Annotated in this window: 15 protein-coding genes; 7 read left to right on the top strand and 8 right to left on the bottom strand. The window is 52.0% G+C overall.

What is annotated here, in order from left to right:
- Nucleotides 1-75 precede the first annotated feature (75 nt).
- Entirely contained in the window at nt 76-2,091 is a 2,016-nt protein-coding gene (locus DFR42_RS17950) for an NADPH-dependent 2,4-dienoyl-CoA reductase (RefSeq protein ID WP_110256401.1), read from the bottom strand.
- A gap of 157 nt (nt 2,092-2,248) precedes the next feature.
- Here DFR42_RS17950 and DFR42_RS17945 point away from each other — a divergent pair, with 157 nt between their 5' ends.
- Nucleotides 2,249-2,791: a PadR family transcriptional regulator gene (locus DFR42_RS17945; protein WP_110256400.1), complete on the top strand. Its 543-nt coding sequence runs from the start codon at nt 2,249-2,251 to the stop codon at nt 2,789-2,791.
- A gap of 15 nt (nt 2,792-2,806) precedes the next feature.
- Here the strand turns inward: DFR42_RS17945 and DFR42_RS17940 are convergent, their stop codons facing one another.
- Nucleotides 2,807-3,877: a flavodoxin family protein gene (locus DFR42_RS17940; protein WP_110256399.1), complete on the bottom strand. Its 1,071-nt coding sequence runs from the start codon at nt 3,875-3,877 to the stop codon at nt 2,807-2,809.
- A gap of 218 nt (nt 3,878-4,095) precedes the next feature.
- Between DFR42_RS17940 and DFR42_RS17935 the strand changes: the two genes are divergently transcribed.
- From DFR42_RS17935 to DFR42_RS17925, 3 genes are all read left to right on the top strand, one after another.
- Entirely contained in the window at nt 4,096-4,545 is a 450-nt protein-coding gene (locus DFR42_RS17935) for an OsmC family protein (protein WP_110256398.1), read from the top strand.
- A 21-nt stretch (nt 4,546-4,566) separates the two neighbouring features.
- Nucleotides 4,567-5,151 carry a superoxide dismutase gene (locus tag DFR42_RS17930; protein WP_110256397.1) on the top strand — a complete coding sequence of 195 codons (585 nt, stop codon included), beginning with the start codon at nt 4,567-4,569 and terminating at the stop codon, nt 5,149-5,151.
- 188 nt (nt 5,152-5,339) lie between these two features.
- Nucleotides 5,340-6,293 (top strand): hypothetical protein, encoded by a 954-nt coding sequence (locus tag DFR42_RS17925; RefSeq protein ID WP_110256396.1) that lies wholly within the window; start codon nt 5,340-5,342, stop codon nt 6,291-6,293.
- A 61-nt stretch (nt 6,294-6,354) separates the two neighbouring features.
- Here the strand turns inward: DFR42_RS17925 and DFR42_RS17920 are convergent, their stop codons facing one another.
- Together DFR42_RS17920 and DFR42_RS17915 are read right to left on the bottom strand one after the other, a co-directional pair.
- Entirely contained in the window at nt 6,355-7,221 is an 867-nt protein-coding gene (locus DFR42_RS17920) for a PhaM family polyhydroxyalkanoate granule multifunctional regulatory protein (RefSeq protein WP_110256395.1), read from the bottom strand.
- 33 nt (nt 7,222-7,254) lie between these two features.
- Nucleotides 7,255-8,556, bottom strand: a complete 1,302-nt coding sequence (locus DFR42_RS17915) for a branched-chain amino acid ABC transporter substrate-binding protein (protein ID WP_110256394.1) — start codon at nt 8,554-8,556, stop codon at nt 7,255-7,257.
- Nucleotides 8,557-8,670: 114 nt separating this feature from the next.
- Between DFR42_RS17915 and DFR42_RS17910 the strand changes: the two genes are divergently transcribed.
- Together DFR42_RS17910 and DFR42_RS17905 are read left to right on the top strand one after the other, a co-directional pair.
- Nucleotides 8,671-9,795: a DUF3108 domain-containing protein gene (locus DFR42_RS17910; RefSeq protein WP_110256393.1), complete on the top strand. Its 1,125-nt coding sequence runs from the start codon at nt 8,671-8,673 to the stop codon at nt 9,793-9,795.
- A 2-nt stretch (nt 9,796-9,797) separates the two neighbouring features.
- Entirely contained in the window at nt 9,798-10,544 is a 747-nt protein-coding gene (locus tag DFR42_RS17905) for a DUF3108 domain-containing protein (protein WP_110256392.1), read from the top strand.
- Between the two features lie 5 nt (nt 10,545-10,549).
- Here the strand turns inward: DFR42_RS17905 and DFR42_RS17900 are convergent, their stop codons facing one another.
- The 3 genes from DFR42_RS17900 to queC form a co-directional block, all read right to left on the bottom strand.
- Nucleotides 10,550-11,986 (bottom strand): bifunctional serine/threonine-protein kinase/universal stress protein, encoded by a 1,437-nt coding sequence (locus tag DFR42_RS17900; RefSeq protein ID WP_110256391.1) that lies wholly within the window; start codon nt 11,984-11,986, stop codon nt 10,550-10,552.
- A gap of 12 nt (nt 11,987-11,998) precedes the next feature.
- Entirely contained in the window at nt 11,999-12,742 is a 744-nt protein-coding gene (locus tag DFR42_RS17895) for a metallophosphoesterase family protein (RefSeq protein WP_110256390.1), read from the bottom strand.
- A gap of 80 nt (nt 12,743-12,822) precedes the next feature.
- A complete protein-coding gene (queC, locus tag DFR42_RS17890; protein WP_110256389.1) occupies nt 12,823-13,545 on the bottom strand; it encodes a 7-cyano-7-deazaguanine synthase QueC in 723 nt (240 codons plus the stop codon).
- A gap of 178 nt (nt 13,546-13,723) precedes the next feature.
- Here queC and DFR42_RS17885 point away from each other — a divergent pair, with 178 nt between their 5' ends.
- Nucleotides 13,724-15,025, top strand: a complete 1,302-nt coding sequence (locus DFR42_RS17885; protein ID WP_110256388.1) for a lipopolysaccharide biosynthesis protein — start codon at nt 13,724-13,726, stop codon at nt 15,023-15,025.
- Here DFR42_RS17885 and DFR42_RS17880 read toward each other — a convergent pair.
- Nucleotides 14,976-16,898 (bottom strand): serine aminopeptidase domain-containing protein, encoded by a 1,923-nt coding sequence (locus DFR42_RS17880; RefSeq protein ID WP_110256387.1) that lies wholly within the window; start codon nt 16,896-16,898, stop codon nt 14,976-14,978. The two genes, DFR42_RS17885 and DFR42_RS17880, sit on opposite strands and share 50 nt — an antisense overlap.
- Nucleotides 16,899-16,902 lie beyond the last annotated feature (4 nt).

Below are 16,902 nucleotides of genomic sequence, written 5' to 3'. Positions count from 1 at the left end.
TGCCAGCAGTGAATAATCCCAGAAAGTGTCGCCTGGAGCATTCATTGCTGGCCCATGCTTAATCAAAAACCTGAATTATATCGTTGCTGCCAGACGCGTACCCTGATTGATGGCGCGTTTGGCATCAAGTTCTGCCGCCACATCGGCACCACCAATCAGATGCACAGGCTTGCCTGCTGCTTCCAGCATGGCTTGCAGGTCACGCCTTGGTTCCTGGCCTGCACACAGAATCACATTATCGACAGGCAGCAGCTTTTGTTCGCCACCGATGGTGACATGCAAACCCGCATCATCTATCTTGTCGTAGCTGACACCGGCGATCATTTGCACTTCACGGTTTTTGAGACCTGTGCGGTGTATCCAGCCTGTGGTTTTACCAAGGCCATCACCTACCTTGGAAGTCTTGCGCTGTAACAGGAAAATCAGGCGTTCTGATTTTTCCAGATGCGCAGGGCGCAAGCCGCCTACTTTTTTATAGTCGGTATCGATGCCCCATTCTGCATAGAATTTTTCAGGGTCCAGGCTAGGACTGATGCCGCTATGACTCAGGTACTCGGCCACGTCGAAGCCTATGCCGCCTGCTCCGATAATCGCAACAGATTTACCAACAGCTTTCTTGTCACGCAAGACATCCAGATAACTGAGGACTTTGGCATGTTCTATACCCTCAATAGGAGGAACACGCGGTGTGATACCTGTTGCCAGTACCACCTCGTCAAAGTCTGCCAGGTCAGCCGCATCAACCTTGGTATTAAGCTTTAGCGTGACGCCAGTCAGCTCGATTTGCTTGCCGAAATAACGCAGGGTTTCATAAAACTCTTCCTTGCCCGGCACTTGCTTGGCGATGTTGAACTGACCGCCAATTTCAGAACCGGCATCAAATAAAGTCACGGCATGGCCGCGATTGGCTGCGGTCGTGGCAAAGCTCAGACCGGCAGGACCAGCACCAACTACGGCGATACGCTTGGCTTTTTCCAGAGGTGCATCGACCAGTTCAGTCTCATGACAGGCGCGTGGATTGACGAGGCAGGACGTGACCTTGCCGCCAAAAGTGTGATCCAGGCAGGCCTGGTTGCAACCTATGCAGGTATTGATTTCATCTGCCCTGCCCTCTTCTGCCTTGCGCATGAACAACGGGTCTGCCAGCAATGGGCGCGCCATCGACACCATGTCGCAATAATCTTCTGCCAGCAATTGCTCGGCAATCTCAGGAGTATTGATACGGTTAGTCGCGATCAGGGGGATATTCACCTGGCCTTTGAGTTTCTTGGTAACCCAGGCAAACGCAGCGCGTGGCACCTTGGTGGCAATGGTCGGGATACGAGCTTCATGCCAGCCTATGCCGGTATTGATAATCGTGGCACCAGCGGCTTCTATAGCCTTTGCAAGTTGCGTGACTTCTTCCAGGGTAGATCCACCGTCAACCAGATCCAGCATGGAGAGGCGATAGATGATGATGAAATTGGTACCCACTTTTTCACGTATACGGCGCACGATTTCTATAGGAAAACGGATGCGGTTTTCATACGCACCGCCCCATTCATCGTCACGCTGGTTGGTGCAGGCGGCGATGAATTCATTGAGCAGATAACCTTCTGAACCCATGACTTCGACACCATCATAGCCGGCTGATTGCGCCAGTGCGGCACAGCGAACGAAGTCAGAAATGGTTTCTTCCACTTCTTCTGTCGTCAATGCATGCGGCTTGAAAGGATTGATCGGTGCCTTGATGGCACTAGGCGCGACCAGGGTAGGCTGGTAAGAATAACGGCCAAAATGCAAAATCTGCATGGCGATCTTGCCGCCAGCATCATGCACGGCCTTGGTGACTATCTTGTGGTGTTCGGCTTCTGCTTCAGTAGTGAGCATGGCACCGCCATGCATGGGGCGCGCTCTTTCATTCGGGGCGATGCCGCCAGTCACGATGAGACCTACGCCGCCACGGGCGCGCTCTGCATAAAATGCCGCCATGCGCTCAAAGCCATTGTCGACTTCTTCCAGCCCCACGTGCATGGAACCCATTAAGAGGCGATTAGGTAAAGTAGTGAAACCCAGATCGAGTGGCTTTGTCAGGTGAGGATAAAAAGACATGGCGTATTCCTAAATAAAGAGGGGTTCTATCAAGCAACAGTTATTGGGTATATATTTTATGCAACTGAGTGCATAAGAGAATAACGAAACTGCTTTATTTATGCAACCAGTTGCATATAAAATATCTGAAAACCACACCGACTATTTACTCTAAAACATGTCCCTGCCTCACGCCTTGCTGACCTCGATTGCCGAAAAGCCATGTTCAGGCTATGACCTGGCGCGGCGTTTTGACAAGTCCATAGGTTATTTCTGGCATGCGACCCACCAGCAAATCTACCGGGAACTGGGGCGCATGGAAGCTCAGGGCTGGGTCATTTCTACCGAAGTAGAAGGTGGCCGTGCAGGTAAAAAACTCATCGCCATCCTGCCTGCAGGCCGGGATGAATTACGGCGCTGGGCCAGTGAAAGCAGTGCGCCAATGAGATTGCGGGATGACATGATGGTCAAGTTGCGAGCCGATGCCGCGATAGGACCGCTGGGTCTGGCGGAAGAATTTGAGCGCCGCCTGCAATTGCATGAGCAGGAACTGCAGACGTATAAAGAGATAGAAAAGCGCGACTTCAGCGCCGTAAAACTGTCACATGAACAGCAATTGCGTTATCTGATCTTAAAAGCAGGTATCACCTTTGAAGAAAGCCGTGTGCAGTGGACCAAAGAAGCACTGCGCATCCTGAAGGATGGTACAGAAACGAAGTGAGCAAATTCCGCGTCCTTATTTAGGTCGTGGTCGCTTCACGTCAGCCTGCACCGCCTGCAAACGGCCAGCACGCAATTCAGTCACCGCTTTAGCAACTGCAATAGCCACATTGCGTGATTCCTGCTGTATGGCGACATCGGCATCCAGGGTTTCATGGCTATTCGCATAGGGTTCGTAATAACCTATGTAGCGGCCCAATCGCGCCTGTGTACCGGCATCGATAAAACCCATCCAGTCCAGCCAGTCTGACAATGCACGACGAGAGTCATCGACGCCTGTCACATCACCATGCACGATCAAACCATAAGCACGGCCTGCCAGATGCTGGGGATAATTCCAGCCTGCCATTTCCAGCTCCTTGGCCTTGGCGGCTTTTTTGCCTGATGTGGAAGTCGGATCAGGGTTGCCGCCATCCGCGCAGACCAGGCGATCTATCATCAGTTTCAAAGGGCTGGGGCTTTGATACCAGTAGACTGGGGTGATGATGATGACGGCATGGGCAGCAGTCCAGCGCTCATAGATTTCTGCCATCCAGTCATTGGTCTGGTTCAGTGCATGATTGGGATAACAGCTACAGGGCCAATGGCACAGGGGCATGGCTGTCGAGGCACAGCCCTTACAGGGGAAAATATTTTTGCCATATTCTGAGGTCAACAAACTCAGGTCGAGTACATCAGGCTGGATATGAGCTTGCTCCAGTTCTTCTTTGGCGAGTTGTAGCAGACGAAAGCTCTTGGACATTTCACCAGGACAAGTAGCATCATTGCGTGCCGAGGCACAGATGAGCAAGACACGTGATGGCGTTGATGTATCGCTCCACTTTGCTTGCGCTGCATCCAGACGGTCTTTGGTCGCCTGCCACTCCACCGATAAATCATAATCAGGGTCTGCATAGCCAGCACCTGCTTTTTGCGTGAAAGGTGCTTTGCGTCCCTCTTCGTAAGCTTGCCATGCGATTTCTTCCAGTCTGGCGATGGCTGATTCTTCCGCACGGAAAGCCGGATCAATAAAACTGGCACGGTAGCGCTGACCAAACTCTTCACGGCTGAGATGTTTTTTTGCCTGACCCAATCGTATCTGTATCATGATGCATCTCCCTTTTTACGAGCGTAGCCAAGTGCAAAAACAGCCGTACTGAATACTTAGCTACACACTAAATGATGTACGAATCATTCTCTGTACGTTGCTGCACATACGACGCCTGCAAATAAATATTCTTCCTTATTTCTTCTGTGCGCCAGCGTACAGATGTCTTTGAATGGGAGGCATAGGCTAGTTACTTACATTACACAAAAGGTAGCGCCATGACTGAAAAAACTGCGAGCGTACATTGGGAAGGTTCGGGCAAAACTGCTTTCGGTAGCATCAGCACTGAGACGGCTGCATTGAAAGACTACCCCTATGGTTTTGCCAGCCGCTTTGAAGATAACAGGCGCGGCAGCAACCCTGAAGAATTACTGGGAGCTGCACATGCTGCCTGCTTCACGATGGCATTTTCATTTGCCTGTGAAAAGGCTGGATTCAAAACCACGGATGTCGACACCAAAGCCAGCGTCAACCTGGCCAGGCAAGGCGAGGGCTTTGTCATTGACCGTATTTCACTGACGATGGAAGCGACGGTCGCAGGCATGGACGATGAAAAATTTCAGGAAATTGCGGCGGCAGCAAAACGTGACTGCCCACTGTCAAAAGCACTCGCCAGCGTACCGGAGATAACACTGCAGGCGAAGCTGCGGGTGGATACCACGCCGTAATTGCTCACAGGAAGGAATACCATGCTGCATACTTTACCTGAGCTAGCCTATGCGATGGATGCATTGCAACCGCATATTTCCAGAGAGACACTGGAATATCACTACGGAAAACATCATCAAGCCTATGTGACGAATTTGAATGCCCTGATCAAGGACACGGAATTTGCCGATGAATCGCTGGAAAATATCATCAAGAAATCGACAGGTGCCATATTCAATAATGCGGCACAAGTGTGGAATCACAATTTTTACTGGCAAAGCCTGACACCTGGCGGTGGTGGCGTTGCCACTGGCGCATTGGGTGATGCCATCAGTGCGCAATGGGGTTCATTTGAAAAATTCAAGCAGGAATTTACCCAGTCCTGTATCAGCAATTTTGGCTCTGGCTGGACCTGGCTGCTGAAGCGCTTTGACGGCACACTGGCAATTGCCAACACCTCAAACGCCGCCACACCCCTGATCGGTGTCGACAAACCACTGCTGACCTGCGATGTATGGGAACATGCCTACTACATTGACTACCGCAACCAGCGCCCGGCTTATATGGCTGCCTACTGGAGCCTGGTGAACTGGGATTTCGTTGCGGCAAATTTTGCAGAAGCCTGAACAAACAAATTGCAATATCAAAGTCCCTGCATTAGTACAAGTCCGCTTACATCTTGTTGCGCTTGAATGCAAAATGTACAAGTATTTAATTGACATGGTTTTGCGTGTCATGCCACCATCATCAGGCCCTGCATACTTCATGCAGGGCGCGTGCATCCTCCTTCCCGGATCAGACCTCTAGCAATCACATGAAAAGATCATCTCCCTTTAAGACCCTGAGCCTGTTGTCAATCAGCCTGTCTTGCCTTGCTGGGTCTGCCCTGGCCGCAGATTACAGCCCCTATCCAAAGGCAGGTGTCTATGATGCCAGCGACAGCGGCTTTGAGCGCCTGCTGACAGTCAAGCCTGACGGCAAATTCACTTTGGAAGTCGCCGAAAAAGGCAAGCCGGGCAATTTACGCAGTGGTGCAGGCGAAGGCAAGTTGTCAGATGCACCAGGTGGCTGGAATTTCAGCGAAGGCCGATGCAATATGACTTTAAAGCGCGCGGCAGGTGGCATGCAATTACATGTGGAAGCATGTGCCAGTTCCTGGGGTGATGTACCGTTTGATGGTAAATACAAATATCAGGGCGAAGAAGTTGCTGCGGCACCAGCCAAACCTATACCTGCAGCCGCTCCCATGCCAGTAGCAAAAACCACCGTGCCTGCTACTCCTGCAGCCCCGGCACCTACAGTAGCAGTTACTCAGGCCGCACCGCCCCCGACAGCAAATGGCTTGCCGTCGCGCAAAGAAATAGATGAGAAATGGCAAGCCATCAGTGTGAATAGAATTGGCAACAAAGACATACTCTTCGTCGCTAAACCCATAGAAAATAAATCCAGCACGCCTAACCCGATAGAGCAATTTTCCAAAGCCGTATTCGTCATTGATACAAGCACTCAATATAGAGAAATGTCAGCTACGGAAAAAGCGAAATCTCCCTTGCAACTGGTAGAAATCACTCTACCTGAAACTGGCCCTAAAGAAGGTCTTGATTTTTTAACTGATTGTATCTACGGCAAATCGGATAAAGTCATTGTCATCAACAAGACCGGTGGTTCGAAACTGAAACGCATGTCTGCCTGGATGTTGGATAATAATTTAAAAGCAGTAGAAATCAAGCAAGTCAGCAAGGTCAACTGCAAATCTCCGTTCTATTGAAATTCTGAACTGCTGAATAGTCGATGCTGATCTCCAGCATCGACTCCCGTGTAGATGATTTTTACTTGCTTGTTTTTGCAGGTTTACTGACAGGTTTTACAGCAGGCTTGACTGCGGTTTTAGTGCTTGCTTTGGCTGGTTTGCCAGCAGTTGCAGATTTGGCTTTGCTCACTGGTTTGGTCGTTTTTGTCGCAGGCGACTGAACTGTGGATTTGGTAGTGGTTTTGCTTGCGGCTTTCTTTGCAGGGGCCTTCTTTTCTGGCGCTGTTTCTTTCGCAGCCTCTGCCTGCTCTCCTTCCATCGCCTTGCTGACAGCCTGCTTGAATTGCTCTTGCAACAGCCCCCACCAGGCGGCCGGGTTGACGAATGGGGTACTGGTATCTGTTGTCTCTGCAGATTTGGCAGACTGAGTGTTCTCCCCTACCGGTACTTCGGCTTCTACAGAATTTGCGCCAGCTTCTGGCGGCATGTCTGCACTATCTTCTTCAACTTCTTCATCTGGATCAGGTTCTGCGACCTTTGCCTTGGCAGCATTGGGATGCATGGGCCAGTCGGCATTGCTGCCTGGATTGCCCACTCCTGTTGTTCCTGTTGTGGCCGCAGTTGTAGCCGACACGGCCTGCTCTGCCATCGCACCAGCCTGTTGTGCATGCTGGGCGAAACTTTCACCCAGTGACTGCAAGGCCGCCAGGGTAGCGCGTTGCACTTCCAGTGCCTGTATGGTGCCGCGCAACATGTTCATGTTGACCGTGAGCCAGGATTCCACCGTCTTCAAATCCTGAATTTTCTTGTCCAGCTCATCGACCGACATGGGTGGTGCCACCATGCCGGGTACCTGCATATTGCCCCAGAGTTTTTTAACGAAAGAGAGGGTATCGCCCATGGCATTCATGCCGGGGATCTCAGAACCAGAAAACGGATTACTCATACGATGCTTCCTTTATATTTTCAGGGTTGCAGTTTATTTAATTCTAAGCATCTTGCATGAGCTGGGCAAGGCCGTCAATCGCGCATCGAAATAACGCTCGGTTTTAAAGCCATAGCCACTGCCTTCGTTATCAAAACGCACCCCGTTCTCGCCCTTTTTTTGCATGACCGAGACATATAAGGGCTGTATCAGTTGATGGTCTTCTGCACGCATGACGGCATCATGAAAAGCATTCTTGTAGCGTGCGCCTTCCAGGGCACGGGCCACGGCGGCAGCTTCTGTGGTTTTGGCTTTTTCTATGGCAGTGACCAGCATTTCCACCATGGCTTGCATGCGCAGATGCACATAGTCGTCCCTGGGGTCAGGATAACGCTGGCGGAATTGCTGGTAAAAGGCATCACTGTCGGCCCCGCCCGCATTGGGATGCCATTCAGCCACTGCACGCACCCTGCCCAGGCCAGCATCACCCAGTGCAGCCGGCGCACCCAGGCCATTGCCATAGAAAGTGTAAAACTTGGTACTCATGCCTGCGTCCCTGATGGCCTTGACGAGCAGGCTCAGATCATTGCCCCAGTTGCCAGTGATGACGGCATCCGCACCACTGGCCTTGATCTTGGCGGCATAGGGAGAAAAATCCTTGATCTTGCCTATGGGATGCAAGTCTTCACCGACGATGCTGATGTCGGGCCGTTTTTCTGCCAGCATGGCGCGGGCAGATTTATTCACCTGGCGGCCAAAACTGTAGTCCTGGCCTATCAGGTAAATTTTGCTGGCGCGACTGTCTGTCTTGATGACTTCGGTCAGGGCATGCATGCGCATATCTGCATGGGCATCGAAACGGAAGTGCCAGTAACTGCATTTTTCATTGGTCAGCGTGGTATCCACCGCTGAATAATTGAGAAATAGCACGCGATGCTCAGGCACGCGCTGGTTATGCTTGTTGATGGCATCGACCAGTGCCAGTGCCACGGCAGAGCTATTGCCCTGTACTACAAAGGGTATCTGCTGATCAGTCAGGTGTTTGAGCGCGGTCAGTGACTCTTCCACCCCCTGCTTGTTATCAAAGCTGCTAAGTTGCAGGGGATGCAGACCATCCGGCAGGCGTACCCCGCCACGGGCATTCACCCGCTCGATAGCGATTTGCAGGTTTCTTTGCACTGCCTCACCGGCATTGCTGAAAGCCCCGCTCAGGCCATCTATCATGCCTATGCGGACAGGGCTGAGGGTTGCGACGGAAGTGGCCGAGCCAGGTGCAGCACTTGCGTTATTCAACACGGATATTGCCAGTAAGCCAATCAGGCCTGGCCTCAGGTAGTTTTTTATTGTTGTTAACATCAGAATCTTTCTGTACGCCAGCAAAAAGTAACTTGCTGTAAAAAATTGACATTTTACCCGCCTGCAAAACAGCCTGGTCATCCAAAATAAGGCGACTGCGTTTACACTAGCAGGATGAAGACAATTGCACCTCAATTCGATACCTATATACTGAAACGCCAGAATCTGCTGTTTTTGGTCGCAGCGGTATTACTGCATCTGTTCGCTTTGCATGGTTACAATCCAGATAAGCCAGCTGCCAAAGCCAGAATGCAGGAAAACTCTATCGCCGTGCAATTCAGGGATGTCCCTGAAGAGGCAGAAAAAAAGCTGGCTGGCATCAGCGCCAAACCCGGGCCGCTGGCAGCGCCAACATCGACTTCCCCGACTGCAGTAAAGAAAACAGTGGTGGCGGCACCTGTCAGGCAGATAGAAGTAGAGACAGCACCAAAGGAGGCTGCAACGAACGAGCCTTTAGTACAAACTCCACCTCCACCAGTAAAAGCCGAAACCGAAGTCCAGGCTGCCGACACCAGTAGTCCCGTCAGCAATGACAGTGTGAACACTGATGGTCCGCAAACTTACCCAGTATACTTGCCACCAGCAGGAAAAATCACCATGCGCATAGTCAGGACAGAGCCTAACCGCCACCCGGCTTATGGTGACAGCACAATCAACTGGAGTTTCAACAACAGGAATTACAAGCTGAGCATAGACGCATCTCTGGACTTGTTGCTGACTTCCGTCAATTTGTATCAAATCAGTAGTGAGGGCAGCATTATGCCAAACGGACTCGCCCCCTCAGTCAATACAGAAAAAAGACGCAGCCGGAGTGAGACAGCGACCCATTTCGACAATGAAAATAAGCGTGTCAGTTTTTCTTCTTCCAATAAAACGCTTGAGATGCAAGAAGGTATCCAGGACAAGGCCAGTATGATCATGCAATTGGCGGGCATTGCGCGTGCTGAACCTGGCAAGATCCAGGTGGGACGCGAAATACGCATACAAGTTGCTGAAGAGCGCGACCTGGCCATATTCTCTTTCGTGGTGGTGGGTCTGGAAGAAATTGACACCAAAATAGGCAAGATCATGGCCTGGCATTTGGTACGCCCGCCGCGTCCAGGCTCCTACAATTCCAAACTTGAAGTATGGCTGGCACCAGATCAACACTGGTATCCCGTACAGATACAGAATACTGAAAGCAATGGCGCAGTCACGACACAAACAGTCACCAATATCGTCAGCATTCCTGGAAATTAATCATGCTTAAACCTATCTCCATTTGCGTAATCATTCTGGCGCTTTCGGCGTCTTACCAGACTTCATTTGCGCAAGGCAGTGAAATAGCTACCAGGCAGGCTTACAAGTTACCGCCAGGTGCTGAACTGCAATACAGTATTAAAGCCAAACAAAGCGGCTTGCCGTTGAGTGGCTCGGCCTCGGTCAAATGGCATGTGGCTGACCAGAAATACAGCATAGTCACTGAAACCCATGCCATGCTGGTTGGTAAAATTCTTGATGCCAGCAGCCATGGCAGTATTGATGAATATGGTCTGGCGCCAGACAAATTTGTCGAAAAACGGTTTCGCAAACCAGCCACTACCACCAGTTTTGAACGCGATAGCAAAACCCTGCGGTTTAGTGCCTCCACTGAAACCTATGTCCTGAAAGGTGGAGAACAGGACAGGACCAGCGCCAGCTGGCAATTGATTGCCATCGCCCGTGCTGCTGGCGAAGCTTTCAAGGCAGGTTCAGAATGGAAGATGCTGGTCGCAGGACGCCGTGATGCCGACCCCTGGACCTTTAAAGTGCTGGGGTCGGAAAACATCAAGACGCCCATGGGTGATATGGTCGCCATCCATGTCAGCAAGGCACCACCGGCCGATTCCAAGGACCAGCAACTGGACTTATGGCTGGCTCCCAGCCTGGAATGGTATCCGGTACGCCTGAAGTTCAGCGATGCTGATGGCGATTTTGTTGATCAGGTACTGGAAAGCATAAAAAAATAGAGCCGCTATTTTTCATTGGCTTTCACAACTGTCACCGTACATTCAGCCTCGGCCACGACTTGCGCCGAGACACTGCCCAGATAGCGGCGTAGCGCAGAACTGCCACGCGAGCCGATGATGATGTGATCCACCTGGTTGCTGTGGGCATAGTCAATAATCGCACCGGCCGGGTCCGACGCTTCCAGTACGTGGAAAGTAATCTTGTCGGGATTCAGATTCAGTGGCCTGGCCCAGTGCTTCAGGTCCACCAGTTGTTTGACATGGATATTTTCACCCTGTTGTATCAGGCTCTCATCCATGCCTATGCGGCTGACCTTGCGTATGGTAAGGCAAGCCAGACGCGCACCTGGCTCCGTCTGTAACATACGCCGGGTGATATTGCGCAGGCTTTCTGCCAGTGCTTCTGTGCCACCAGTCAAATCCAGTGCAGCGACAATGATGGGTGCCCGGGACAATTGATCTGATGCACTCTGTGACAAGGCAGGCTCAACACCAGCAGCCTGGAAACGCCGCTTGAGCACTGATAAATAACCATCCTGTACCTGCTTTTCTGCCCTGGCTGTCAATTGCAACTGATCAGGATGCTGCAGCAATAAGGCTAGTTGGGCGGCCGTGTCAAAGCGGGCGCGCGGCTCCACTTCCAGGCAGCGCAGTATGATTTCCTGCAGCCAGGATGGCAGATCGCTACGATGATTGCGTGGTGGAATGGGGTCACGGTACAGGCGTTTTTTCAGGCCTGCGACTGAAGTTGGATGACCAAAGGGCCGCTGTCCGGTTGCCAGGTGATACAGCAATACCCCCAGCGAAAACAGGTCGCTGCGCGGCTCATTGCGCACACCCAGTACCTGCTCGGGAGATATATACGGCCCCGTGCCCATGGGCAGACGGAATTCTTCATCCAGCAAATCCGGCAGACGGTCATGGCGCGATAAACCAAAGTCGATGAGGACGGCAGTACCGTCAGGGCGGAACATGATATTGCTGGGTTTCACATCAAGATGGATGACATGTTGCCTGTGCAGGTCCTGCAAGGCATGCGCTACCCTGATACCGATATCCACCACTTCGGCAATTGGCAGCGGCGCTTGTTCAAAACGGCTGCGCAGGGAGGTACCGGCAATCTGCTCCATGACGATATACGGCTGGGCATCAAAATCACCTGCGCCAAAATAACGTGGCACATGCGCGCCCTTGAGCTTGGGCATGATCATTTGCTCAACTTCAAAAGCGACGATGGCAGTAGGGTCATCGCTTGAGTACAGCAGAGGCACTTTCATGATCAGGGGCAGTTGAGTGCCGTCCTCCTGTGTTGCCGGATGGCGCTCACGCAAGTCAGTGACCCGCCATAAAGCGGCCATGCCACCGGTATGCAGTTTTTCTTCGAGACGATAGCCATCGAATTCCATACCGCTGTGCAGTTTGTGATGTCCGGGGCCGTTCATATTATTACCTGGCTAATTACCGTGCAGCAGCCGGTGCCCGAGAACAGCAGGCAAACCCGCTGCAATGATTTTCTGGCAGGCAGTTTCTGCATCGTAGGGCACGCGGTAATAAGTCAGTACCTGGCTGTCAGTATCAAAGCTTGCATAGCAGGCTGCCGGATTGCCATCACGCGGCTGGCCTGCTGAACCGGGAATGACCAGCCAGCGTCTTTGCCTGCTCAGGGGTATGCCTTCTTCAGGCATGGGAGTAAATTCCCCGGTCTTGCCAGTCAGGCTGATATGGAACAGGGTGGGCATATGCACATGCCCGCAAAAGGTGATGCTGGCCTTTGTCGCATGCATGCTGCGCGTGGCTTCCATGACACCGTCTATATAATCCCATTTCTCGGGCGCCCAGGCATTGGCATGGACAAACAGTATGTCTTCCCACTCTATGCGGTAAGGCAGTTTGGCGATGAAATCCAGTTGCTCTGCCGTGATCTGGGCACGTGTCCAGTCCACCACTTTTCTGGCCACCGGGTTCATGCTCTGGCCATCTCCCTGCAGCAAGGCGGCATCATGGTTGCCTATCAGTGCCCATGCCCCCTGCCTGACATAGTCCATCACGGTATCGAGTACCCAGCGGGGGTCAGCGCCATAGCCGACCAGATCACCGAGAAAAGCATAGCGTGTCACCTTATGCTTTTCTGCATGCGCAAGGCAAGCCTGCAAGGCTTCGCGGTTGGCATGCAGGTCGGTGATGATGGCAATCAGCATAGGATGTCATTCATGGAGTAAGCCGCTATTCTAAGCCAGCAAGTTAACAGCAAGCTTACAGTCAACGTCACAGGTCGAAATTACAGATCAAAATTACCGTTGCGATAATACTCATAGCCACGGGCGCGCAAGGCACAGGCCGGACAAGTGCCACAGCCATGGCCCCAGGGATGCATGGCACCACGCTGGCCCAGATAACAGGTGTGGGTATCTTCGCGTATCAGGTCGACCAGGGCAATACCGCCAAGCTGCTCAGCCAGTTGCCAGGTTTGCGCCTTATTGATCCACATCAGCGGGGTTTCCAGCTTGAGTCTGGTATTCATGCCCAGGTTCAACGCTACTTGCAGGGCTTTCATGGTGTCGTCGCGACAATCCGGATAACCGGAAAAATCGGTTTCACACATGCCGCCAACCAGTACATTCAAGCCACGGCGATAAGCCAGTGTAGCGGCGGTCATCATGAACATCAGGTTACGGCCTGGCACAAAAGTATTCGGCAAGCCATTCTCTTGCATTTCTATGGCAATATCCTCTGTCATTGCCGTGTGTGACAATTGCGAGATCAGGGACAGGTCTATCATATGATCTTCACCCAGGCGGCTTTGCCATTCTGGTGAAAACTGGCGCATTTTTTCTATCAGCGTGGGCCTGACACTGAGTTCTATGGCATGGCGCTGGCCATAATCAAAGCCTATGGTTTCGACATGGGCATAGCGGGACAATGCCCAGGCCAGGCAGGTGGCAGAGTCCTGACCGCCGCTGAAAAGCACCAGGGCACGGTCTTTAGTAGTCAAATTATTCATAAATGTTTGAAAATGAGAGTTAAGCCATTGTAAAAGAATGAAATACTTTGTGTATCAACTCATCCTGATGTTATGTTTCTGTTGCAAAATACAGAGGTCTGCTCATGAAGTCAGCTCATGCTTTGCAATCGCGCATCTTAAGTCAGGATCATAAGCCAGGACCACCCCGTGCAAGCTCATGAGTTTTTATAAAAAATTTCTTTCTTCTTCCATATTATCGGTCATTGACCAGGGCATGCTTAGCGCCCTGAATTTTGTCATTGGCATTTTGCTCATGAATCTGGTGGCCAAGGATGATTATGGCCTGTATGGGCAATTGTATGCAGGTGGTTTGCTGGTCGGCCTGATCGTTGATTCATGGATAGCCGGTCCACTGACCACGGTCGCCCCGTCTGTCCAGGGCGATACCCGTAAATCCCTGCTGCGTCACTATTGGTACAAACAAGTATTCTGGACTTTGGCGATAGGATCGCTGGCCTTCGTGATTGTGGAGTTTGTGCCAGCGGCTACGCATTACAGCAACAAGAGCTGGTTGCTGGGTGCGGTATTTGCCACCTATCTGTTTGGCAATGGCATACGTGAATATGGCCGAACTGTAGGTTTTATCCAGTCTGACATCATTTCTGTCCTGCGGCAGGATATCTTGTATGTGAGTCTGGTTGCCATTGGCCTGGCATCCCTGTATTTCAGCAAGAATTTTGATCTGGTGACTGTGTTCAGCTTGCTGGCCGCTTCGTCTTTGCTGTGTACCCTGGCCAGTCGCCAGCATTTTCTGGCACATACTTCGACCGATGTCGAAGCCCACGCAGAAGAAGAAATCCGCCAGGCCATCAATGCCCATCAGGAAACCATTTCAGGTCATGGACGCTGGGCGGTGTCCGGTGTCATCGTAGGCTGGTTGTCGAATTACAGCTATGTGTATCTGTCGGGAGCCTGGCTGGGCGTCGTCGCAATTGCCGATTTGAATGCTTCGCGCCTGATGCTCATGCCCATTCCCTTAGCGGTGGCCGCATGGTCCAGAGTGGCAAGACCGGAGGCCAGCCGTCTGATGGCGAAAAAAGACTGGCATGGCCTGAAGCGTCTGACACTGTTTTCCATCGCGGGTATAGAACTGGTGGTGCTGGCCTATGTCGCCCTGCTCTTGCTTGCCCTGCCCTGGCTGGAAAGCCATGTCATCAGCGCCAAGTATAGCGGGCTTGATCCTCTGGTCATGATGTGGGGCGCTTATTTCGCCATCAATGCAGCACGCTGGGTGGGCACATCCTGGCTATCCAGTGGCGGTGCTTACAAGCAAATGTTTTTCCTTGGCAGCGTGACTCTCGCCATGGTGCTGTTGATTACTTATTTCAGCATCCCGCGCATGGGAGCACCAGGCGCCATCCTGGCTCTGATCGTGGTGGAGGTGTTTGAACTGATCGTAGTCTGGCGTTTTATTTTGCCACGTCTGCAGAAACAGGTTCATCTGCAGGATGCTGCTTAACTGAAGCTGAAGCAGAAGCTGGTGCAGGCACAGATGCAGGTACCAGCTGGCGATGACTGAAGCGATGCAGCAATTGTTTGCCTATGAAGTCTACTACCGCCAGTTGTGACCAGCGCGGTGTAAAGGTATGGTCAGCCCCATTAAAAAATTTGAGGCAGATGCGCTCACTGCTACCTAATAATTTGGCATGTCTGCCGAATTGTTCGGTCATGATATCGACTGCGGTATCACTGGCTTCATAGATCAGTACCAGCTCAGTGCCACGCGCTTCCAGATTTCTTAAATTACGTGCCACCTGCCCGATAAAAAGATTATTGTGCATCAACGTGGTACTCAACAACTGCCATTGGGTACGCAGGCGCTTGCCTATACGGCGTAGCAAATTGCTGCCTATCTGACGGAAATCTACCTGCCCCTTGATGACCCGTTTCCAGGTACCGCCTTTAGCCAGCGCCTGCACGTAAAAATGGGTGGATTTAATGGTGGCTTTCTTGCGCCCCTCTATGGTGTCGCCTTCACGCCAGCGATATGTCAGCTGGTTTATCAGGACCAGACCACTGACGCGCTCATCCCTGAGCGCACTCAGATAAGCCAGATAAGCACCTGAGCACAAACCCGTCAGGACAAAAGAGGGGCTATGGTATTTGCCCTGCATGAAATACATGGCACTGCTGAGATCATCGACGCCTGAGACAGAATGGACATCATTTTCCTTATCATCCGGCGTCATCCGGCTATAGCCTATGCCGGACTTATCAAAGCGCAAAACGCAAAAGCCCTGGCTGGCCAGGCTACGCGCCAGAGTGACGTACAGGCGGTGATTACCTACCCGGTGATTCGCACCAATATTGCACAGTATCACGCAGGGTAAGGCGCGGGCATCTATACTTGCCTGACGACTGACAATACCGCTCATGCCTTCAAAATCAACCAGCTCTTCCATGACCACGCTATTGCCAAGACGGATGCTGGCGGTATGGCGATAGGCAGGCAGTTCACGGCCAGCGGCTTCGCGCAAAGGGAAATAACGCTCCAGCCAGGTTTGCATGGCTTGCCAGATGGCCACAGGCACGACTGTATCATGCGCATCTTCGCGCATCATGGCGGCATAACCCGGCAAGTCTGACAGATGCAGGGCATGGTCATGATGATGCCAGGCTTGTACCAGCTTGTTGTCCTGGCCAATAATATCGTCACGCTGCTGTAAAAAGACGGGCATGGCTGGCGCAGGCAATTTGCTTAAGTCCAGCTTGCCCAGGCTGCTGCGGGTTGCTGCTGTGAACTCATAACCCGTCAATTCATCGTCGGTAGCGACCTGGTTGGGGTCTATGGTTTGCTCGGGATAAACTTCGGGCTGCAAGGAACTCATATTGCGCAAAACCAGCATTTCACGTGCATAGGCACGTCCTGATATCACGGGAGCCATCAGCATGAGCGCCCTGGCATCAATGTCTGCCGCTACGGTTCCTGCCAGCAAGGCCCCCAGACGCAAACCAAACAGGGTGATATGCTCCACCCCTGCCATCTGGCGCAATTGCCTGGCGGCCTGGCGTATATTTTCCTGCCACAAGGCCACCCTGTCGCCACCATCAATATCAACATCGACAGCATCACCACTATTGTTATAGTCAAAAAAGCAGACATCAAAACCAGCTTTAGCCAGATGATTGGCCAGGTGTTTGTACGACAGGTAGGACACCATGTATTCATGGCCAAAGGGAGGGCAAAGCACGACACCACACTGACGGCTGCCGCCAGCATCACGTACCCTGGCAGGGTGATACCAGCCCAGCATGGGCGCAGCAGTATCTCCAAACCAGAAGGCCTGTGGCGTGTACAAAATGTCTTTGCTTGGATACTGTTGTGCTGCCAAATCT

It is taken from the genome of Undibacterium pigrum (genome assembly GCF_003201815.1).
In the GTDB taxonomy this organism is placed as follows: Bacteria; Pseudomonadota; Gammaproteobacteria; order Burkholderiales; family Burkholderiaceae_D; genus Undibacterium; species Undibacterium pigrum.
The sequence above is the reverse complement of the archived record's forward strand: the minus strand, read 5'-3'. Positions and strand labels throughout refer to the sequence as shown.